Here is a 20,266-nt window from a genome sequence, read left to right as displayed (position 1 = left end):
ATGCGTCTTTCCAGGTCCCTTGTTGTACTCCTGTTCACGGCCTGTCTGGGGTATTATGCCGTCCTGGCCAATGCCGCGCCGTCACGCCGCGCCCTGGCCGAGACATCCTCCTCCCTGGCCGATCTGGGCCGGATGCTGCCCCGGTTGTCCCTGCCGGCCACGGCCGTGCTGACGGCCCGGGAGGGACTGTCCGAACTGCGCCGGGTGGTCCAGGCCTCGCCGCTTATGCACGACACCCGCCCGGCTGAAGATGTCGCTCGCAAAGCGCACGCCGCCCTGTGGGCTGAGCTGGATTCCGTGCTGCGCACCGGCCGCGACGAAATCCACCCCGATCCGGCCGGTCTGCTGCCCGGCCAGGACTGACCCCGGCCCGGCAAGAGGGCGTTTTAAAAATCGGATAGTATTTCCGTGCGATAGCACTCATTTCTCCGCCTCTCCCTTGACACGCCCCCCTTCGGTTGTTACCCGTTTGGCACTCGAATGCGACGAGTGCCAAACAGGGAAACGCCATGCCTCTTGCCGAACGCGAACGGGAAGTCCTGACCACCATCATCGAAGCGTATATCACTTCGGCCGCTCCCGTTGGCTCCAGGGTCGTGTCCAAGCTCAGTTCTCTGGGCTTGTCGGCCGCCTCCATCCGCAACATCATGGCCGACCTCACCGAGACCGGCTATCTGGAACAGCCCCATACCTCGGCCGGACGCATCCCCACGGCCAAGGCCTTTCGCCTCTATCTCGACCAGGTCATGCGCCTGTCGCCGCTCGGCGACGACCAGAAGCGGCGCATTATCGACAACCTGACCCTGGCCGGCCTCGAACTCGACGACGTCCTGCGCCAGGCCTCGCGCCTGCTGTCCGGCCTGTCGCTCCAGGTGTCCATGGTCATTGCCCCCAACCCGGCCGGAGCGCGGTTTAAGCGCATCGATTTCTCCCTGCTCAATCCCGGGCTGGTCATGGTGCTGTTGGTGCTCCAGGGCGGTCTGGTGCGAAAGCGCGTCATCGAGACCGCGCCGGATGTCACGCCCGACGATCTCGTGGCCTGCTCCAATTATTTGAACCATCTGTTCACCGACCGGACCCTGGACGAAGTCCGCACCCGCATCGTGCGCGAGATGGACGAGGCCCGGCGTTCGCTCAATGCCCTGTGCCTGCGCGCCCTGACCATGGCCCGCTCGGCCTTTGAGCAGGAACGCGCCCCGGCCAGCGAAGTCATTGTGGACGGGACGCCCAATATCCTGTCCCAGCCCGAATTCACCGACGCCGAGCACATGCGCGAACTCATGCGCGTCCTTGAAGAACGCACCATTCTGCTCGATCTGCTGGACAAAACCGTAAACGGTCTTAAAACGGTCATCATAATCGGCGACGAGTCGGATCAGGCTGCCCTGTCCGAACTGGGGGTCATCACCGCCCCCTACGGCACAGGTTCGCGCACCTTGGGGGCCATCGGCCTTATCGGTCCCCGGCGCATGGATTACGCCAAGCTTGTGCCGGTGGTGAACTACACCGCCAGCACCCTGACCCGGCTGCTCGACCGGCATTTTTAACAAGCACCATCCGCGTCGCGACGCCCCGGCGCAGGCCGGCCTTTTGTTGCGCCCAAACGCTCGTTGTGGAGGAATCATGGTCCCTGAGGAAAAACTGCCCGACACCGAAACCGCGTCCGAAACCCCGGCCGAGGCTGCCCCGGCCAGCCCGGAGGAAGCCATCGAACGCCTGCGCGCCGAACTTGCCGCCGAGGCCGACAAGCGCCTGCGCGCCTTCGCTGAAACGGAAAATCTCAAGAAGCGGCTCATCAAGGAAAAGGAAGAGTTCCAGAAATACGCCACCGAGAGCCTGGTTTCGGAACTGCTCCCCGTCCTCGACCACCTCGATCTGGCCCTGGCCCACGGCCGCACCAGCGAAGTCTGCAAGGACTTCATGGTCGGGGTGGATATGACCCGAAAGGCGTTCGTCGATATCCTGGCCCGACACGGCGTGACGGAATTCGGCACGGCCGGCGAGCCGTTTAATCCCGAATCCCACGAGGCCCTCGGCGTCGCCACCGTCGCCGGACTGCCCGACGATGCCGTGGCCCAGGTGGTCCAACGCGGCTACATGCTGCGCGGCCGCTTGTTGCGCCCGGCCAAGGTCATGGTCAACAAAGCGCAATGAAACGTTTTTTCAAATAGCCCCTTTACTCAGGCAAATCGGGCCTTATATTTTCGCAGTCCAGCCAAAACATTCGCCTAGCGGCGCAATATCATACATGAAATTCAAGGAGGAAAGGCTGTTATGGGTAAAATAATCGGGATCGACCTCGGGACCACCAACTCCTGCGTCTACGTTATGGAGGGCAAGGACCCGAAGTGCGTCACCAACCCCGAAGGCGGCCGGACCACCCCGTCCATCGTGGCCTTTACCAAGGAACGGCTGGTGGGTGAAATCGCCAAACGTCAGGCCGTGACAAATCCCGAGCGGACCATCTACGCCATCAAGCGTCTCATGGGTCGCCGCTTTGACGCGCCGGAAGTCACCCATTGGCTGACGCACTGCCCGTATAAGATTGTCGAAGGCCAGGGCGGCGACGCCTATGTCGAGGTTGAGGGCAAGAAGTACAGCCCGGCTGAAATCTCGGCCATCATCCTCGGCAAGCTCAAAAAGGACGCCGAAGCCTACCTCGGCGAGCCGGTCACCGAAGCCGTCATCACCGTGCCGGCCTACTTCAACGACGCCCAGCGCCAAGCCACCAAGGACGCCGGCCGCATCGCCGGCCTTGAGGTCAAGCGCATCATCAACGAGCCCACCGCCGCTTCCCTGGCCTATGGCTTCGATAAAAAGGCCAACGAAAAGATCGCCGTCTTCGACCTTGGCGGCGGCACCTTCGACATCTCCATCCTGGAAGTCGGCGACAACGTCGTCGAAGTGCGCGCCACCAACGGCGACACCTTCCTGGGTGGCGAAGACTTCGACCATCGCGTCATCACCTACCTGGTCGAAGAGTTCAAAAAAGAGAGCGGCATTGACCTGTCTCAGGACCGGATGGCCCTGCAGCGGCTCAAGGAAGCCGGCGAAAAGGCCAAAAAGGAACTGTCCACGTCCATGGAGACCGAGGTCAACCTGCCGTTTATCACGGCCGATGCCTCGGGTCCCAAGCACATGATGGTCAAGCTCACGCGCGGCAAGCTCGAATCCCTGGTCCATGATCTGGTCCAGCGCACCATTGAGCCCTGCCGCAAGGCCCTGGCCGATGCCGGCCTCAAGGCTGCCGACATCGACGAAGTCGTGCTCGTCGGCGGCATGACCCGTATGCCGCTGGTGCAGAAAACCGTGCAGGACTTCTTTGGCAAGGAGCCCAACCGGTCGGTCAACCCGGACGAAGTCGTGGCCATGGGCGCGGCTATTCAGGGCGGCATCCTGGCCGGCGACGTCAAGGACGTGCTGCTGCTCGACGTCACCCCGCTGTCCCTTGGCATTGAAACCCTCGGCGGCGTCTTTACCAAGCTGATCGAGCGCAACACCACGATTCCGACCCGCAAAAGCCAGGTGTTCACCACGGCTGCCGACAACCAGCCCTCGGTGTCCATCCACGTCATGCAGGGCGAACGGCCCATGGCCGGCGACAACATGACCCTGGGCCGGTTTGAACTGACCGGCCTGCCGCCGGCGGCCCGTGGGGTGCCACAGATCGAGGTCACCTTCGACATCGACGCCAACGGCATCGTCAACGTCTCGGCCAAGGACACCGGCACCGGCAAGGAACAATCGATCCGCATCACCGCGTCTTCGGGCCTGTCGGAATCCGACATCCAAAAGCTCATCAAGGATGCCGAGTCCCATGCCGAGGACGACAAGAAGAAGCAGGCGCTCATTGAAATCCGCAACCAGGCCGACACCCTGGTCTACACCACCGAGAAGTCCCTGGCGGAACTCGGCGAGAAGGTTGACGGCGTGACCCGGGGCGAGATCGAGTCCAAACTCAACCACGTCAAGGAACTGCTCAAGGGCGAGGACAGCGACGCGATCAAACGCGCCACGGACGAACTGTCCCAGGCCTCCCACAAGCTGGCGGAAAAGCTCTACCAGCAAAAGGCCGAAGCCGGCGGACAGCCCGGCGGTCCCGAAGCCGGCGCGACCGGCGGGCATCAGGGCGGCAAGAGCGACGACGACGTGGTCGACGCCGACTACACCGAAGTGAAATAGCGGGCATCCCGGCGCGGACTTGCCTTCGCGTCCCATTGCGCGTAACGAGAAGCCTGACCCGTCCCCTTGGACGGGTCGGGCTTTTTTCATGCCCTTTGGACACGACGGCCCGGCCGCCAAACCCCGGTTCGCCCATGCACGCCACAATCAAAAAAAATCGCTTGCTCCCACGCCTTCTGGCGCGTCTTCTCGTATGCAGCCTCCTTGTCGCCCTGTCCGGTTGCGCCGGGATGTTCTCCGGCTCCCAACAGGCCGAGCCGCCGGCGCCGCCAACGCCGCCGGTCGCTGTCGTCCAGCCCGAGCCAACGCCGCCGCCCAAGCCCGCCTACGTCAACTCCGTGGCTGTGCTGCTGCCGCTTGGCGGACCGTTTCGAGAATTCGGCGGACGGGTCCAAAAAGGCATCCAGGCCGCCCAGGATAACCTGGCCAAGGCCGGCACGCCGCTTGACGTCCATATCATCGACGCCACCCAGCCGGGCTGGGTCGAGGCCGTGCGCAACCTCCCCCCCGAAATCACTGTTGTCGGCGGCCCCATGCACCGGCTGACGCTTAAGGAACTCGAAACCGCCGGCATGCTCCAGACCCGGGTCTTCCTGGCCTTCATGCCGTCTCTGGGCGAAGCCCGGGAAGGTGTTGACGCCTGGCGCTTTTTCCCCAGCGCCGAAGACGAGATCGACGCCCTGCTGCGCCTGTCCGCCAGCGATTACGGCATCAACCAGTTTGCCATCCTGCGCCCCGGCGACCGCTACGGCCAGACCATGGGCGACGCCTTTGCCGTGGCCGCCTCCAAGCTCGGGGCCCAGATCACGGCCACCGGCGTGTACAACCCCCAGGAACCGGCCGGCTGGCAAGCCACTGTCGCGGACATGCTGCGCACCGGCGGCGGCCGTCCGGGCTTCGGCGCCGTGTTCATACCCGACGAATGGGCCAGGGCCGACAAGGTGCTGCCGGCCATCTTCAGCAACAAGGTCGAGGACCTGCTCATCCTTGGGCCGCAGCTGTGGACCGAGGCCCTGTACCGGGCCGCGGCCAACAAGAGCCAGATCAATATCCAGAACTACCGCCTGGCCGTGTGCCCCGGGGCCTGGTGGCCGGAGAATCAGGGACAGGCCACCCAGCAACTCGTGACCGCCATGCGCGCCGCCGGCGATGAACATCCCGACATGTGGGAAGCCGTTGGCTTCGATTTTGCCCGCATGGCCGCCCGCCTTGGCCGGTTGCCCCAGGGCTCGCCGCCCCAGGAAGTCAGCTCCCGTCTGGCCCAGGCCACCACGGGCATGGATTTCAGCATGGCTCCGCTGACCTACTCGCCCGACGGCAAAGCCCACGTCGCCATGTATTTGTTCCGGCCCTCGGTGACCGGTCCGGTGTTGCTTGATCCCGAAGGGTTCCGTCAGCGCTTGAACGCCATCCGCCAGAAAGCCCTGGAGAATCCGGCCCCGGAAACGGAGCAGTCCTATTCCCCGAATCCGGCCCCGGCTGCTCCGGCCCAGCCGCTGCAAGGGACTCCGGCCCAACCGGTGCAGGGGACTCCGGCCCAGCCCATCCCGTCTGCGCCAGCCCAGCCTCTTGGTCCGGTGCCGTCCCATCGACAGGCCATTCCCGTCTCTTAAACCGCAAGGAAGCTGCGTCCATGACGATACATCCCGATCAGGTGGCCAAGGTGGCCAAGCTCGCCAAACTGCGCCTTGACGACGCCAAGCTCGAACGCTTTGCCGGCCAGATGGACGACATTCTGGCCTACATGGAAACCCTTGGCGCGCTGGATACGACCGGCGTCGAGCCGCTGTACAGCCCGGTTGGCCACGAAACGCCCATGCGCGCGGACGTGGCGACCAAAACCTGCGCCCGGGACCAGATCCTGGCCAATGCCCCGGCCACCGACGGACAGTTTTTTATCGTGCCCAAAATCGTGTGATTGCCGCAGGGCCGCACCCGGCCCATGTCTCTCGACGTTGCCGCCAGCCGGCCTCATTCATACGAGCCACTGCATAAAGGGATTTCTCATGTCCGAGCTCACCAACCTGACTCTGACCCAGGTGCGCGACAAGCTGGCGCACAAGGAAATAAAGGCCGCCGAGGCCGTGGCCGCCTGTCTGGCCCGCATCGAAGCCACCGAACCGGCGCTCAAGGCCATTTTGCACCTCGACGCCGAGGCCGCCATGGACGCGGCCAAGGCCCTGGACGCCGCCGGCCCCCAGGCCGGCAAACGCCTGTGGGGCGTGCCGGTGCTGGTCAAGGACGCCATCTGCGTCAAAGACGCGCCCACCACCTGCGGCTCCAGGATCCTGGAAAATTTCACGCCGTTTTACGACGCCTCCTGCATTGAAAAGCTCAAGGAGGCCGGGGCCGTTATCCTCGGCAAGGCCAACATGGACGAGTTCGCCATGGGGTCGTCCACGGAAAATTCCGCCTACAAGGTCACCGCCAACCCCTGGGACGTCACCAAAGTGCCCGGCGGGTCCAGCGGCGGTTCGGCCGCAGCCGTTGCCGCCGGCCAGTGCTACGCGGCCCTTGGCACCGACACCGGCGGCTCCATCCGCCAGCCCGCCGCCTTTTGCGGCACGGTCGGCATAAAGCCCACCTACGGCCGGGTGTCGCGCTATGGACTGGTCGCCTACGGCTCAAGCCTGGACCAGATCGGACCACTGGCCCGCACCGCCGACGATGCCGCAGCCATCCTCACGGTCATCGCCGGCCACGATCCCAAGGATTCCACCTCGGCCCCGCGCGAGGTTCCCGATTTCGAGGCTGCCCTGACTGGCGCAACCGACCTCGCCGGCCTGACCATCGGCCTGCCCGACGAATACTGGGGCGAAGGCGTGGACGACGAAGTGCGTCAAGCCTGCGCCGCCGCCGTGGATACGGCCAAGGGCCTCGGAGCCACGGTCGTGCCGGTTTCCCTACCGCACACGCCCTACGCCGTGGCCACCTACTACATCGTGGCCATGGCCGAAGCCTCCTCCAATCTGGCCCGCTTCGACGGCGTGCGCTACGGCTACCGCGCCCCGGAAGCCCAGACCCTGGACGAACTCTACGAACTGTCGCGCTCCAAGGGCTTTGGCCCCGAAGTCCAGCGCCGCATCGTGATCGGCACCTACGTGCTCTCGGCCGGCTACTACGACGCCTATTACCGCAAGGCCGCCCAGGTCCGCCGGCTCATCCGTCAGGACTTCCTCACGGCCTTCGAGAAATGCGACGTGATCTGCGGTCCCACCTCGCCCTTTGCCGCCTTCCCCATCGGCCAGATGACCGACGATCCGCTTCAGATGTATTTGAGCGACATCTTTACCATCTCGCTCAACCTCGCCGGCCTGCCCGGCCTGTCCATGCCCGTGGGCCTCGGCCAGGCGTCGGGTATGCCGATTGGCATGCAGCTCTTCGGGCCGGCCTTTGACGAGGCCGCCATCCTGCGCACAGCCAAAGTGCTGGGCACCGCCCTGCCGCCGCTGCCACAGCCGACTGGTATGTAAGAGGAAAGAAGGGAGAGTGCCTCCGGCGGCCAAAGGGGCTGAGCCCCTTTGGAATCCCCGACCGGGGGATACTGGCGGGTAAGTACATGCCGCGCGTTATGAAGACGCAAGGGACACCACCTTCATCTAAAGAACATGGACACTACTGGAATAATGATGGGATTCCAAAGGGCGGCAGCCCTTTGGCCGCCGGAGGCTTTCTCCCTGCCCACCAAGATGGCGGCCTAGCTCCATGCGACTGGCCGTTGCCCTCTCCGGCGGGTCAGACAGCCTGCTGTCCCTGGGGCTGCTGCGGGCCGCCGGCCATGACCTCCTGGGCCTGCACGCCCATTTCCTGCCGCCGGGCGAAAAGGCACGCGCCCTGGCCGCAGCCATCGACGCCCAGTGTCGGGTGCTTGGCGTGCCCTTTGCCGCCGTGGACCTGTCGCGGGAATTTCGCGCCCAGGTCATTGATCCCTTTATCCACGCCTACGCCGCCGGCCTGACCCCCAATCCCTGCGCCTCCTGCAACCGGACCATGAAGTTCGGCTTGCTCCTTGATGCGGCCCGGGAAAACGGGGCCACGCACATCGCCACCGGCCACTACGCCCGCATCGAAGCCACGCCAACCGGGGCAGCCCTTTGGCGCGGAGCCGATGCCAGCCGCGACCAAAGCTATTTTTTAAGCCTCGTGCCGGGAAAAGCCCTGGGGCAAGCCGTTTTCCCCCTGGCCCGACGCCGCAAGACCGACAACCCGGCCGCCCTGGCCGCCCTCGGCCTTGCCCCGCCGCTGCCGGCCGAATCCCGCGAAGTCTGCTTCGTCCCCGGCGACGACTACCGCGCGTTTCTCACCGCCTCGGGCGCTCCCTTGTCTGGCCCCGGGCCGATTGTCCTGGCCGACGGCGTCCGACTGGGAACGCACAACGGCCTATGGCAACACACCATCGGCCAACGCAGAGGCCTTGGCATCCCCTACAGCGAACCACTGTACGTCCTGGCCAAGGATGCCCGGTCCAACACCCTTATCGTCGGGATCAAGGCCGAGCTTTCGGCCACCGCCTGCCGCACCGGACCGGCCAATATCCTGACGCCGCCAGCCGAGTGGCCGGACGAAGTGCTGGCCCAGACCTGCTACCGCATGCCCCCGCGCCCGGCCACGGCCCGGCTTGACGCCGCCGGCGGACTAGCCATCGTCTTTGCCGAACCCGTCGCCCGCCCAACGCCCGGACAGGTTGCCGCCCTCTATGACGCCGCCGGCCGGGTGCTGGCCGGAGGGGAAATCCAGGACAGCGGCCTTGTGTTCCCGGGAAAGCTTGGCTAAATGGCCTTGACCCCACGCCATGGGGTCGGGACACCTGCCTGTATGCCAACAACTGACCATCGCCGTTTGCACCTCTGCCTGCTTCTGCTGCTGCTTGCGGCAGCGGTCTGCCTGCGTCTGCCCCATTTGGGCGATCCGTCGCTGTGGTGGGACGAGTTCATTACCCTGGGGACGGCCTTGTTGCCGGTGGACCGGATGGTCCACACCCTGACCGTCATCGGGCCATCGGATTTTGGCGGCGAGTTTTTCCCGCCGCTCTATCACCTGATCACCCGCGCCGTGTTGGTTGTGAGCCACGACGACGCTGTCCTTCGCTGCATAAGCGTGATCGCCGGCACAGCCAGCATTGCCGTGGTCTACGGCTTTGTGGGCGAGCTTTTCACCCGCCGCGCCGGCCTGTTCGCTGCCGCCCTGACCACCTTTTGCGTCTATCACATCCACTATTCCCGGGAGCTTCGGCCCTACAGCCTGTTTACGCTCCTGGGGCTGGCCTCCCTGTGGACGCTCTACCGCGCGCTGACCCGGGGCGGGCTTGGCAACCATGCCGCCTATGTCCTTTGTACGGCGGCCATGTGCTACAGCTCGTCCATGGGCACCACCAACATCGGGGCCGAGGGACTGTTTACGGCGTTTTTCCTGATCCGGGGGGTTGCGACCCGGGAACTGTCCCTGGGCCGGGCCATGCGGAAAGGTCTGGCCCTGGCGGCCTGCGTTTGGCTGGTCGGGCTGTGCTACCTGCCGTGGCTGCCGGCCTATCGCAACATCTTCGCCCTGCTGCGGCTGGAAAAATCGCCCGGCATCCCGGCCGATTTCGTCCTCACCGTGCTGTCGGAATTTTTCTCCTACGCCGCCCCCAAACGCGGCCTGCCCTGGCTGCCCCTGGCCCTGACCTGCCTTGTCGGCCTGGGCGTGGCCCTGCGACGGCAGTATCGCACCGGGCTTGTGCTGCTCGCCCTGTTTGCCCTCATGCCCGTGGTCGCTTTTCTGGCTGCCGGAACCAAGCTAGAGATCAGTTCCCGCTATGTGTTTAACGCCTTTTTCGCCTTGGCGGCCCTCGGCGGCCTCGGCATCGACGCCATATGCAGCCGCACACTGCGCTATCTCGACCTGACGCCGGGCCGCATCGCCCTGGTCGCGCCCTTGGCCGGGCTTGGCTGCTGCCTGCTGTTAAGCGCTGCCGATTTCGCCTCTTTGCCAACGTATTATCGCCGCGAGACGTCGTACAACAAAGAGCTGGCCGACTATCTCGTCTGGAACAAAAACAACGTCGAGTATCTTTTTCTGCAGAGTAACCGCAATCCCAAGCTCATTACCAACTGGTATCTCCCGGGCGTCTATAGAAATCTCGCCCATTATGTGCCCAAGGGCTACAAGCGCGCCTACCACATCATCCAAAGCGACCTGACCCCGGCCGCCCTGCCCTTTCCGCCGCACAAAGCGGCCAAGTTCATGGATTCAGCCGTCTACCGTTTGGGACTGGTCAGCGCCGCGCCTGTGACGCTCTTTCCCGACGCCGCCGGCACGGCCCGCTACACCGACGCCTTCGATACCTACCGCTTCTACGCCGACTGCGACGAAGCCGTGAATATCGCCCCGGAAAGCCGCTATCACACGCTCACCCACTACGATTACGACAAACCCGGCCATGTCCTGTACCGGTTTGTCGCCGCCCCGGGCACGGCCTTTGCCGCCGGCCGTTTGTCCCTGGATTTTTCCGCCACGTTTAACGAGGGCATTGCCTCGGATTCCCGGGTCGTTGTTTCCGTCGCGGTGGGCCAGGGGGCGTTTGCCCCCCTGGATGTCGTCACCGGCGAGGCCTTTCTCGGCGCAGACGGCGTCCTTATTCCGGCCAACCACGAGAAACGCCGCTTCATCAAACGCTCCTTGGCCCTGCCAGACAGCGTCGCCGGGGCAACAGTCCTGCGCCTTCGCATCGACTACGGCCCGGTGGCCAACCCGGGCGTGGTCGAAGTCTGCGGCCTGGAACTCTCTGCCGGCCTGACCGGCTCCCCCCAAGGGGACAACCCGGCCCTGGCTATGCTCAAGCGAGTGGCCGCCAACAACGCCCTGGCCGCCTGGAAACCCGGGCAAAATCTCATTGGCGACGCGCTCTTCGCCTTCCCGACCAGCCCCGAACTGCCCCAGGGACCGGCCAACCCGGCTGCGGCCCTGCCCGGATTCCTGGCTGCCCATCCCGGCCTCGCCCCGGTGTTCACCATCCAGGACGCCAACGGCCAGCCGGCCTATCAGTGTTACGACCCGGCCCTGAACCAGCCCTTCGTGCCCCTGGCCGAGGACCGTCCGGCCACCCTGACTCAAGACAACGCCGGGAATATCTTCGCCGCCCTCAAGCTTCACGGCGCGTTCAATCGTCCCCGGCTGTCGCTTGGCGGCAAAACCGTCGGCATCGGCGTCCTGGCCCCGGCTCCCTCGACCCTGCTGCTTGATCGGGACGGCGTCGGCGTCCTGCGCTTCGAGCCGAGTTTCGCCCACGAGGCCGACGCCCTGGCCGCCTTCCCCATTGCGCTCAACATCAAGAAAAACGACGACGAGGACTGCCTGTCCTGCAAGGACGCGGCCCCGTGCTCGCTGACTGTGCCGATAAGTTCGACCTATCCCATAAAACTGCTGCGCATCCTGGCCTATCCCCGCGTTTTTGCCGACAAGGCCGGCCAAAATACCGTACGCATCTCCTTTTCCAGCGACGGCAAGACGTTCACGCCGCTGGATACGCTCAAAAGCAACCGCAGCGGTTTTTGGGAAGGCCTCATGGTGCGCCGCGTTTCTGTCCTGCGTTTCGATCGGCCCATCCACAACGGCTTTGTGCGCTTTGACTTCTCCGGCCCCGGAGCCCAACTCTGGTCGCGCGACGACACCCGGATGCGCATCGAGGCCGTCCTCGACGCCAGCGCCTTTACCGGTCTCACCGTCCCTTCCGCCACTTTCCAGGCCGAGCTTCGGGACAACGCCGGCGCGCCGTTGGAGATGCTCCTTTCGCCCGACCTGCTGCCCTACCGGCCAACCCTCCAGGACAATTTCTGATGCCGGCCGCCATCCGGCATATCCTGCTCGACCGCGACGGCACCGTCATCGTCGACCGGCACTATCTGGCCCGGCCCGACGGCGTGGAACTGCTTCCCGGCGCAGGCCAGGCCCTGGCCCGCTTGGCCCGGACCGGCGCGGACCTCTATCTGGTCACCAACCAGTCCGGCATCGGCCGTGGCTATTACGCCGAGGCCGATTTCCAGGCGGTCCAGACCCGCCTGCTGGAGCTCCTGACCCCGTATGGCGCGCCGATCACCTCCACGGCCCATTGCCCCCATGCCCCGGGCAGCGGTTGCGACTGCCGCAAACCGGCCCCAGGCCTGTTTACCCGTCTGGCCGCCGCCTATGGCCTGGACCCGGCCGCCACGGCCGTTATCGGCGACAAGGCCTGCGACGTCGCCTTCGGTCTGGCTCTTGGCGCGCCGCTGACCATCCTGGTAACCACCGGGCATGGGCAGCGGGCGGCACATGCCCTCGGCCTGCCGCCACTTGTTGACCCCTGGCTGGAGCTTGCCGATCGCAAACCCGACTGGCCCCATGTGCTGGCCCGGGATCTGGCCGCTGCCGCCGATTTTCTGTTGGCCGGCCGGCTTGCTCTCCATGCAGCCCCCAAGGCCGCCCCGTGAGCCGCGCCCTGGCCAAGGCCCTGACCAGCCAGTGGGCCGCCACCCTCTACGCCGCAGCCGTGTCGGTCGGGCTGACCTTTCTCCTTGGCCGGATTCTTGGCCCGGCCGGCTTTGGCCAGTATTCCTACATCCTGACCCTGGGGTCGCTTTTTGCCATTCTCCAGGACGGCGGTTTTTCCACCCTGATCTTTCGTGAAACCGCCAAGGCCGCCCTGACCGCCGCCCCGGGCCGGCCGAGCCTCATGGCCATGGGCCTGGGCCATCTGTTGGGCGTGACCGCCCTGGGCTTATGCCTGATCCCGCTTTTCCCGGACGGCGAACGCCTGCCCCTTGGCGCGGCCGTCCTTTACTATGGCCTCTTTTGCGCCACATCCTTGGTCTCGTCCGAACTCAAAGGCCACAATAATTTTGCCGCCGAAGCCCTGTGGCGGGCCGTCACCCGCACCGCTACAGCCCTGGCCGCCGGCTGCGCCCTGCTTTTCCCCAGCCCCGGCCCAACCGCCGTTTTCCTGGCCCTCCTGGTCGGACAGGCCGTGGCCCTGGCCACGCCCTTTGCCCGACCGCTGCTCGTGGTCCCCAAGCTCCACTTGCACCGCGACATCTACGGCCCCTGCGCCGCATTTCTGTGCATCTCTGCGGCCACCACCATTTATTTCCGCTGTGATATCGTCCTGTTGCGCCAGCTCACCAGCGATCCGGCCGAGGTCGGCAACTACGCCGCCGCCTACCGCCTGATCGAAGGCGTCATCATGCTGGCCACGCCCTTGGCCCACATTTTCTTTCGCCGCCTGCGCGTCACCCTTGACGACGCCGCCGCCTTTGCCCGCTCCTTCCGCCTCATGCTCGGGGTCATGGTCGCCCTGTCCCTGTGCGCCACGGCCGGCGGTCTGCTCCTTGGCCCGTTTATCCTCACCCTGGCCTTTGGCGACAAATACGCCGCCGCCGTGCCGCTGCTCTCCTGGCTGTTGGCCTCGCTGCCCTTTATTCTGCCCAACTACGTCCTGACCCAGGCCCTCGTGGCCCTTGGCCGGGAACGCTACTACGCCGGCGTCACCATCCTTGCCGCCGCCCTCAACATCGGCCTCAATTTCCTGCTCATCCCCCACCTCGCCGCCAAAGGCGCAGCCCTGGCCACCGTTTGCACCGAAGCCGCCCTGTGCCTGGGCCTGGGCCTGGCCTTCGTCAAATGGGGCTTTCGCGCCGTCGAGAAATAGTAAAAAGAGAGAAGAACGGGGCGCTGCCCCGGCCCCGCCGGGGGGAGTGTAGCCCCCGGCCCCCTCGATGGGGCAAAGGGGGGCTGGCGAGGGTTGCATTGGCGGCACATCCTGGCTAGTTATCGGCCTAAGCCTGTAAAAGAGACGGGAACGGCACGGCTGCCGTGCCTGCAGGGAGAGGCCAATGCGCAAGGGAACCGAGGAGAAACCGGCCATCGCGGTCCGCCCCGAAGCCGTGGAGCAGTATCTGAAAGAAGCTTTCGGCCCGGACGCCCGGATGCTCGGGGCCTGCGAGATGGGTTCCGGCGGCCAGGGCATGAAGGAATTCGGTTACGGCAAGCCCGTGTGTCTGGAGTTCGAAGTGGGCGGGCAGGTGCGCCGGGGCGTGCTGTCGATCATGCGCGGCGACAAGTACGGCCATCAGTACTACTGGGACCGGGCCGCCATTCTCATTTTCCAGTTCGAAGCCGGCGGGACCATGGAAAAACACGTGCGCCCCATGGCCCTGGGCTATTTCGACCAGGATGACCGGCTCATTGCTGTATCGAATCCAAAAGAATTCTTCATCATAAGCGAAAAGGCCCCGGGCTACGACTACTACCTGGATTTGCAGCGCATTCAGAAAACCGGCCTGGAAGACCGCGACCTGAAGATGGCCCGCGCCTTTGCCGTCTGGCTGGCCCGGATCCACAGCGCCAAGAAAGACGACGCCGACCTGTACCTGCGCCGGATACGAAATCTGATCGGCGCGTCCGAATGCATCTTCGGGCTGGTGGACGCCTACCCGCACCCCTACAGCCTCTTTCCCCCGGAGCGCTTCTGCGCCCTGGAAAAACGCATCATCGACTGGCGCTGGAAGCTGCGCGGCTACACCCACCGCTTAAGCGAGGTCCACGGCGATTTCCATCCCTGGAACGTGCTCATCCAGGAAGACGGAGATGTTCGCGATTTCGCCGTCCTCGACCGCAGCCGGGGCCAGTGGGGCGAGCCGGCCGACGACGTGGCCACCATGAGCCTCAATTTCGTGCTGTTTGGCCTCTACGGCCATGCCAGGCTGACCGGGGACTTCGAGCGGCTCTATATGACCTTCTGGGAAACCTACTTGCGCGCGTCCGGCGACGACGAGCTGCTTTCGGTCATTGCGCCCTTTTACGTCTTTCGCGGACTGGTCATTGCCTCGCCCCAATGGTACCCGGGTCATCCCGAAGAAGTGCGTCGGGGACTCCTGCGGTTTCTGGAAAACGTCCTTGGCGACGACCGCTTCGATTGCCAGCATTTCAACCGATACATGGAATAATATGCCAGCTGTCCTCTGGTTCACCGGGCTGCCGGGATCGGGCAAAAGCGCCCTGGCCAAGGCTGTCGTCCAGTACCTGCAACTGGCCGGGACCGAAGCGACCTACCTGGAACTCGATGCCCGGCGCAAAGCCTATTTCCCCAAGCCCACCTATAGCGAAGCCGAGCGCCATACGGCCTATAAACACTTCGCCGACGAGGCCGCCGGGCTCTACCGCCAAGGCAAAAAGCTCATTATCATGGATGCCTCGGCCCCGCGTCTGGCCATGCGCGCCTATGCCCGCTCGCTTATGCCCCATTTCGCCGAGGTCCACGTGCGCTGTTCCCTGGCCACGGCCATGGCCCGGGAAGCGGCCCGGCCCGAAGGCAAGGTCATGGCCGGACTCTACGCCAAGGCCATGATGCGCAAAGCCACCGGCCGCGATTTCCCGGGCCTGGGCCAGGTCATCGGCGTGGACGTGCCCTTTGAGGAAGACCCGGCCGCCGAGTGCGTGGTGGACGCCGAACACCTGTCCATCGAAGCCGGGCGCGACGTGGTGCTGCACTTTCTACGGACCTGGCCGGCGCTTGGCAGAGGTTAGAGAAAAAGGGGAATGCTCCGGCGGCCGGGGGATGATCCCCCGGACCCCTCAACAGGAAAAGAGAATGCGGCCAACGCGCATATCGACTTTCAAAAAATCATCAAATTCGATTGGTTCCATGACAACTCCGAAATGATCGTCCATTGTTGTAACCAGCCTGTTCACTTGGGGCACTTCTCTTGCAATACTGCCGGCCATGGAGGGTCCGATGTCCGAAGGCCCCACGAGACACTGCCCTGGCTGCGGCCAGACACTGCGTTTTCCGTCCCACATCGGCGGCATGCTCATGGCCTGCCCAGTGTGCGGCCATCGCTTTGCCTCGCCATTTAAGCTGGCTGGCGCATCCGCCGCCGCCGCGCCGCTGACCGCGCCGCCACGCCTAGACCCCGCTCCCGAAACCGTTGCCAAACCAGTTGCCCAGCCCGCATTGCCGGATCACACGCCCGTACCGCCCGTTCCCGGCGATCTGAAACCTGTGCGTCAAAATACCCTGGCCGCCCGGGTCGCCGCCAAATATGCCGCCAAATCGTCGTAATTTTTAGCAAGAGGGATAAGGGGGAGTGCCTCCGGCGGCCGGGGGCCTGAGGCCCCCGGCCCCCCCGAAGGGGTAAAGGGGACGGTGTTCGCGTAAGGATGGACGGAAGCGGGAAAAAGAAATCTCGCCGGCCGGCCAGCGTCCCTCTTCTTTTTGCTCTTTATTCACCCACACCCCTGTGCCCACCCGCACCCTCCCCTTATCCCCATTTGCAGGGGTCCAGGGGGCTACCCTCCCCCCGGCGGGGTTCGGGGCAGCGCCCCGATTTTCTTCCCACGCAACGTCTCACAAGATCACAGCGTCAGCATCGTGACGCCCGTAGTGCTCCCGGGCGCGGTCGAAGCTGGTGGTGGCGTAGCAATAGGCGCAGCCGAACAGGCAGCGGTCGTAGGCCCCGATGTCGCGGCTGGGGGCGCAGCCGCAGCGCAGCCGTTGGCCGGCGTCCTTGGCCGGGGGGATGGCGCGGCCGGTGCGTTCGCTGATCCAGGCGGCGTCGATGCAGTGGGCGGCCGGGATGCCGGCCGTCTCGAAATATTCCGGCTGGCAGCAGGTGGCCAGGGCCATGCCGTGGCTGGCGGCCATGTCCCGCAGATCGACAAGCAGACGCAGACGGTCCTCGGGCGCGGGGTCCAGGGGGGCGAAGCCGGCTTCGGCCAGGGCGGCCATACGCTTGCTGGTCTTGCGGTAGGGTTCGACGAAACTGACGACGACCCGGTCGGTGTGGCCGGCCAGCGCTGCGGCCAGCCGGGCAAAGGTGCGGCGGTGCCAGTCCGGCGGCATGGCCGCGGTCAGGACAATGGGATCGTAGCGCCAAGTGATACGCCCAGGCAGGACCTCGGCCAGACGGGCAAAGGTCGCAAGCGACGCGTCCGGTTCCGGACATTTGGGATCGAGCGCCCGGGGGTTGTCCAGGAGGGTGTAGAGAAAAAACGGCTCGTGGCCCAGGGCGAGGATTTCAGGCAGATGGGGCAAAAGCGGCCGGGGATCGCGGGTCCACAAGACCAGGGCGTCGACGTCGGCCGCAGCCAGGGAGACGCGGGAGACCTGGGCGGCGTTGAAGGGATTTCGCACCTCGCAAAACCCGGCGCGAAGCCGTCCCATCAGCCAGCGGGCGTAGAAGGCCGGAATATCGGTGCGGCGGCTGGCGCTGATGATCACGGCCGCGTCCCGGCCCGGGCGAGCAGGGCGGCAAATTCGGCGTCCGGCAGCAGGCTGCCGCCCGTGGCCCAGCAAATATGCGTGGCCGCCCTGCCGGCCAGGGCCGGCAGATTGGCCCGGCGAACGGCCAGGGGACCGGCCAGGGCTGCGGCGGCTGACGGTTCCAGGCGAAGGGCCTCGTCGTTCCAGGCCTCGGCCACATGGCCAAGCAAGGCGGCGTCGCTGACGGTATGCGCGCCGTCAAGGACAGAGGCCATAAGCCGGCAAACGAGTTCTGAAGGGCGCGACACGGCCAGCCCGTCGGCCACGGTCCGGCCGGTCAGGCCATACACGGCCGCGCTGACCCCGCCGTGGCGGCCGGTGGCCAGCCCCAGGAGCAGGGCCGGGGCCTGCGTCGGTTCGACGAAATAGGCCTGGGCCGCATCCCCCAGGACCAGCCGGGCGCCAAGGGCGATGCCGCCCGGCGCGCCGCCCACGCCGCAGGGCAGATGCAGGCACAGGGGATGCTCGGGCGAAACAGCGATGCGGCAGGCAGCCAGCTGATCCGGCAGCCGCAGTCCGGCCACGGCGTAGCCGAGCAGCAGATCCAGGGAATTTTCGTCGTCAATGAAATGCCGGCGCGGCGATCGGGCCGCCTCTTCCCGGGCCACGGCGCAGGCTGCGGCATAGTCCCCGGGGTGCTCGACCACGGTGGCCCCGACGCGGCGCAGTTTCTCCTTTTTCCAGGCCCGGGCCTCGGCCGACATGTGGACCGTGACGCCAAACCCCAGGCCCCGGCCGAAAACGCCGATCGACAGGCCCAGATTGCCTGTGGAGCCGACCGACAGGGTGTGGCCGGCAAAAAAATCCCGGGCCGCCGGCTCTCCCAGGCGGCGATACTCGTCGCGCGGGCCACTGAGCAACCCGTCGGCCAGGGCAAGGGCCTCGGCCACGGCCAAAACGGCATGCAGGCCGCCCCGGGCCTTGACCGATCCGACCACAGGCAGGGCATGGTCGGCCTTGAGAAAAACCCGGTCCCCGGCCGGCAGCCCGGCGGCGTGCAGTCGACGCTCCAAGACAGGCACAGGGACCAGGGCGGATTCCACGCTGCCGCCGGCCGGGGCCAGTTCGGGAAACAGTTCGGCCAAAAGCGGCGCAAACCGCTCCAGGCGATCCCCGGCAACCTCAATGTCGGCGCGCGTGACCGCCAGGGAACCAGCCACCGTCACAAGAGGAGCGCGGCCGGGATTGGTGAAAAAGACCGATTGTCCGGCGCGAAGAGCGGCTTCGAGGGCGTTGTCCATACCGACGCCATAGCCCAAAGTTGCTTGGCCGCCAATGCCATAAGGCGCCTATTCCCGGGCCACGGTAGGTCCGGTCATCCGCGCGGGAACCACCACCCGGTCAAACTCCTCGACCGTGACATAGCCGAGATCCAACGCGGCTTCCTTGAGCGTCAGATCATGCGTTTGGGCATGGTGGGCGATCTCGGCCGCCTTGTCGTAGCCGATGACCGGGGCCAGGGCCGTGACCAGCATGAGGGAGCGGCCGACCAGATCGGCGATGCGCCGACGGTTCGGTTCCAGGCCGGCTATGGCAAAGCGGCGGAAATTGTTCATGGCGTCGGCCAGAAGCCGGATCGACTGCATGACGTTGTGGATCATAAGCGGCTTGTAGACGTTCATTTCCAGCATGCCGCCCGCGCCGCCAAGGGACACGGCCAGATCGTTGGCCATGACCTGGGCCGAGACCATGGTCAGCGCCTCGCACTGGGTGGGGTTGACCTTGCCGGGCATGATCGACGACCCGGGCTCGTTGGCCGGCAGCGACAACTCGCCAAGCCCGGCCCGGGGGCCGCAGGAGAGCAGCCGGATGTCGTTGGCGATTTTATACAGGGCCACGGCCAGGGTCTTAAGCGCCCCGGACAGGTGGACCAGGGCGTCGTGGCTGCCCTGGACCGTGAACTTGTTGCGCGCCGGCACAAAGGGCAGACCGGTCAGGCTGGCGATGGCGGCGATGGCCGCCTCGTCAAATCCGGGTTCGGCATTGACGCCGGTGCCGACGGCCGTGCCGCCCAGGGGCAGGGCATAGACCTCGGCCAGGGCCGCCTTGATGCGCCGCACGGCGTCGCTTATTTGCCCGACATAGCCGGAAAATTCCTGGCCAAGGGTCAGCGGCACGGCGTCTTGCAGATGGGTGCGGCCGATCTTGACGATGTCTTTCCAGACCTCGGCCTTGGCCGCCAGCCCATCGCGCAGGTTGATGGCCGACGGGAGCAGATGCTCAACAACGCCCATGGCCGCGGCCATGTACATGGCCGAGGGGAAATTGTCGTTGGTGGACTGGGCCATGTTGACGTGGTCGTTGGGATGCACCGGCTGTTTGGAGCCAAGGGGGGTGCCGGCCAGCTGGCAGCAGCGGTTGGCAATGACCTCGTTGACGTTCATGTTGAACTGGGTGCCGCTGCCCGACATCCAGACCCGAAGCGGAAACATGGCGTCGTGGGTGTGGGCCAGCACCTCGTCGCAGGCCGTGACGATAAACCCGGCCAGCGCAGCCGGCAGCCGGCCCTGATCGCGGTTGACCTGGGCGGCGGCTTTTTTCAGAACGCCATAAGCCCGGATCATCTCCCGGGGCATCCGTTCCTCGCCGATGGTGAAATACTCGATGGCCCGCTGGGTCTGCGCCCCCCAGAGTTTGTCGGCGGGAACGGCGATGTCGCCCAGGCTGTCGGATTCGATGCGCTGGTCCATGGCTGCGGTCCTCCTTGGCGGCGGGATGCTCCGGGAAAAGGGTTTCGCAAACGCACAACTTCCCCACTATGGAACATACATGCCTGCCACGAGGCGGGCAAGGCCGATCCAAAACAACCGGCGA

General features: G+C 65.5%; 18 protein-coding genes. 14 read left to right on the top strand and 4 right to left on the bottom strand.

The features are described 5' to 3' along the window. From NY78_RS18655 to NY78_RS18595, 13 genes are all read left to right on the top strand, one after another. Nucleotides 1-363, top strand: coding sequence for a hypothetical protein (locus tag NY78_RS18655; protein WP_043639446.1), 363 nt, complete (start codon nt 1-3; stop codon nt 361-363). Nucleotides 364-509: 146 nt separating this feature from the next. After that, nucleotides 510-1,547, top strand: a complete 1,038-nt coding sequence (hrcA, locus tag NY78_RS18650) for a heat-inducible transcriptional repressor HrcA (RefSeq protein WP_043639443.1) — start codon at nt 510-512, stop codon at nt 1,545-1,547. A gap of 76 nt (nt 1,548-1,623) precedes the next feature. Further along, the gene (locus NY78_RS18645) at nt 1,624-2,154 is read left to right on the top strand and encodes a nucleotide exchange factor GrpE (protein WP_043639440.1); all 531 of its coding nucleotides are present in this window, start codon (nt 1,624-1,626) and stop codon (nt 2,152-2,154) included. A gap of 120 nt (nt 2,155-2,274) precedes the next feature. Continuing rightward, nucleotides 2,275-4,182, top strand: coding sequence for a molecular chaperone DnaK (gene dnaK, locus NY78_RS18640; RefSeq protein ID WP_043639437.1), 1,908 nt, complete (start codon nt 2,275-2,277; stop codon nt 4,180-4,182). A 161-nt stretch (nt 4,183-4,343) separates the two neighbouring features. Next, the gene (locus NY78_RS18635) at nt 4,344-5,795 is read left to right on the top strand and encodes a penicillin-binding protein activator (protein ID WP_231584041.1); all 1,452 of its coding nucleotides are present in this window, start codon (nt 4,344-4,346) and stop codon (nt 5,793-5,795) included. Between the two features lie 20 nt (nt 5,796-5,815). After that, nucleotides 5,816-6,100, top strand: a complete 285-nt coding sequence (gatC, locus tag NY78_RS18630; RefSeq protein WP_043639431.1) for an Asp-tRNA(Asn)/Glu-tRNA(Gln) amidotransferase subunit GatC — start codon at nt 5,816-5,818, stop codon at nt 6,098-6,100. Between the two features lie 88 nt (nt 6,101-6,188). After that, nucleotides 6,189-7,655 (top strand): Asp-tRNA(Asn)/Glu-tRNA(Gln) amidotransferase subunit GatA, encoded by a 1,467-nt coding sequence (gene gatA / locus NY78_RS18625; RefSeq protein ID WP_043639428.1) that lies wholly within the window; start codon nt 6,189-6,191, stop codon nt 7,653-7,655. A gap of 232 nt (nt 7,656-7,887) precedes the next feature. After that, the gene (locus tag NY78_RS18620) at nt 7,888-8,955 is read left to right on the top strand and encodes a tRNA-specific 2-thiouridylase (RefSeq protein ID WP_043639426.1); all 1,068 of its coding nucleotides are present in this window, start codon (nt 7,888-7,890) and stop codon (nt 8,953-8,955) included. 42 nt (nt 8,956-8,997) lie between these two features. Beyond that, on the top strand, nt 8,998-11,997 hold the full coding sequence (locus tag NY78_RS18615) for a glycosyltransferase family 39 protein (protein ID WP_043639423.1): 3,000 nt from the start codon (nt 8,998-9,000) through the stop codon (nt 11,995-11,997). Continuing rightward, nucleotides 11,997-12,626 carry a D-glycero-alpha-D-manno-heptose-1,7-bisphosphate 7-phosphatase gene (locus NY78_RS18610; protein WP_043639421.1) on the top strand — a complete coding sequence of 210 codons (630 nt, stop codon included), beginning with the start codon at nt 11,997-11,999 and terminating at the stop codon, nt 12,624-12,626. Before NY78_RS18615 ends, NY78_RS18610 begins: the two co-directional genes overlap by 1 nt. Continuing rightward, complete coding sequence (locus tag NY78_RS18605) at nt 12,623-13,840, top strand: flippase (protein WP_043639418.1); 1,218 nt, start codon at nt 12,623-12,625, stop codon at nt 13,838-13,840. Before NY78_RS18610 ends, NY78_RS18605 begins: the two co-directional genes overlap by 4 nt. Before the next feature lie 184 nt (nt 13,841-14,024). Beyond that, nucleotides 14,025-15,137 carry a phosphotransferase family protein gene (locus tag NY78_RS18600; protein ID WP_043639415.1) on the top strand — a complete coding sequence of 371 codons (1,113 nt, stop codon included), beginning with the start codon at nt 14,025-14,027 and terminating at the stop codon, nt 15,135-15,137. 1 nt (nt 15,138) lies between these two features. Then, a complete protein-coding gene (locus tag NY78_RS18595) occupies nt 15,139-15,717 on the top strand; it encodes an adenylyl-sulfate kinase (protein WP_043639412.1) in 579 nt (192 codons plus the stop codon). A gap of 48 nt (nt 15,718-15,765) precedes the next feature. On the opposite strand, the gene NY78_RS24870 is transcribed toward NY78_RS18595, so the two are convergent. After that, nucleotides 15,766-15,915: a hypothetical protein gene (locus tag NY78_RS24870; RefSeq protein WP_156180988.1), complete on the bottom strand. Its 150-nt coding sequence runs from the start codon at nt 15,913-15,915 to the stop codon at nt 15,766-15,768. Between the two features lie 10 nt (nt 15,916-15,925). On the opposite strand from NY78_RS24870, the gene NY78_RS18590 reads away from it, so the two are divergent. Next, a complete protein-coding gene (locus tag NY78_RS18590; RefSeq protein ID WP_043639409.1) occupies nt 15,926-16,252 on the top strand; it encodes a hypothetical protein in 327 nt (108 codons plus the stop codon). A 285-nt stretch (nt 16,253-16,537) separates the two neighbouring features. Here NY78_RS18590 and NY78_RS18585 read toward each other — a convergent pair whose 3' ends face one another. From NY78_RS18585 to fumC, 3 genes are read right to left on the bottom strand one after another with little or no spacing between them, the layout of a single operon-like run. Beyond that, nucleotides 16,538-17,410, bottom strand: coding sequence for a DUF1848 domain-containing protein (locus NY78_RS18585; RefSeq protein ID WP_043639406.1), 873 nt, complete (start codon nt 17,408-17,410; stop codon nt 16,538-16,540). Beyond that, entirely contained in the window at nt 17,407-18,693 is a 1,287-nt protein-coding gene (locus NY78_RS18580; protein WP_043639403.1) for a D-serine ammonia-lyase, read from the bottom strand. The genes NY78_RS18585 and NY78_RS18580 overlap by 4 nt, the downstream gene beginning before the upstream one ends. A gap of 48 nt (nt 18,694-18,741) precedes the next feature. Next, nucleotides 18,742-20,142 carry a class II fumarate hydratase gene (gene fumC, locus NY78_RS18575; RefSeq protein WP_043639400.1) on the bottom strand — a complete coding sequence of 467 codons (1,401 nt, stop codon included), beginning with the start codon at nt 20,140-20,142 and terminating at the stop codon, nt 18,742-18,744. Nucleotides 20,143-20,266 lie beyond the last annotated feature (124 nt).

This window comes from Desulfovibrio sp. TomC (genome assembly GCF_000801335.2).
Taxonomy (GTDB): domain Bacteria; phylum Desulfobacterota; class Desulfovibrionia; order Desulfovibrionales; family Desulfovibrionaceae; genus Solidesulfovibrio.
Note: the sequence above shows the minus strand (reverse complement) of the source record. Positions and strands in the feature narration are given on the sequence as shown.

Bases quoted from the DNA above. Each gene is read 5' to 3' on its own strand.
- NY78_RS18655 (WP_043639446.1), top strand. From the start codon at position 1: ATGCGTCTTTCCAGGTCCCTTGTTGTACTCCTGTTCACGGCCTGTCTG.
- hrcA (WP_043639443.1), top strand. From the start codon at position 510: ATGCCTCTTGCCGAACGCGAACGGGAAGTCCTGACCACCATCATCGAA.
- NY78_RS18645 (WP_043639440.1), top strand. From the start codon at position 1,624: ATGGTCCCTGAGGAAAAACTGCCCGACACCGAAACCGCGTCCGAAACC.
- dnaK (WP_043639437.1), top strand. From the start codon at position 2,275: ATGGGTAAAATAATCGGGATCGACCTCGGGACCACCAACTCCTGCGTC.
- gatC (WP_043639431.1), top strand. From the start codon at position 5,816: ATGACGATACATCCCGATCAGGTGGCCAAGGTGGCCAAGCTCGCCAAA.
- gatA (WP_043639428.1), top strand. From the start codon at position 6,189: ATGTCCGAGCTCACCAACCTGACTCTGACCCAGGTGCGCGACAAGCTG.
- NY78_RS18620 (WP_043639426.1), top strand. From the start codon at position 7,888: ATGCGACTGGCCGTTGCCCTCTCCGGCGGGTCAGACAGCCTGCTGTCC.
- NY78_RS18615 (WP_043639423.1), top strand. From the start codon at position 8,998: ATGCCAACAACTGACCATCGCCGTTTGCACCTCTGCCTGCTTCTGCTG.
- NY78_RS18610 (WP_043639421.1), top strand. From the start codon at position 11,997: ATGCCGGCCGCCATCCGGCATATCCTGCTCGACCGCGACGGCACCGTC.
- NY78_RS18600 (WP_043639415.1), top strand. From the start codon at position 14,025: ATGCGCAAGGGAACCGAGGAGAAACCGGCCATCGCGGTCCGCCCCGAA.
- NY78_RS18595 (WP_043639412.1), top strand. From the start codon at position 15,139: ATGCCAGCTGTCCTCTGGTTCACCGGGCTGCCGGGATCGGGCAAAAGC.
- NY78_RS24870 (WP_156180988.1), bottom strand. From the start codon at position 15,915: ATGGCCGGCAGTATTGCAAGAGAAGTGCCCCAAGTGAACAGGCTGGTT.
- NY78_RS18590 (WP_043639409.1), top strand. From the start codon at position 15,926: ATGTCCGAAGGCCCCACGAGACACTGCCCTGGCTGCGGCCAGACACTG.
- NY78_RS18580 (WP_043639403.1), bottom strand. From the start codon at position 18,693: ATGGACAACGCCCTCGAAGCCGCTCTTCGCGCCGGACAATCGGTCTTT.
- fumC (WP_043639400.1), bottom strand. From the start codon at position 20,142: ATGGACCAGCGCATCGAATCCGACAGCCTGGGCGACATCGCCGTTCCC.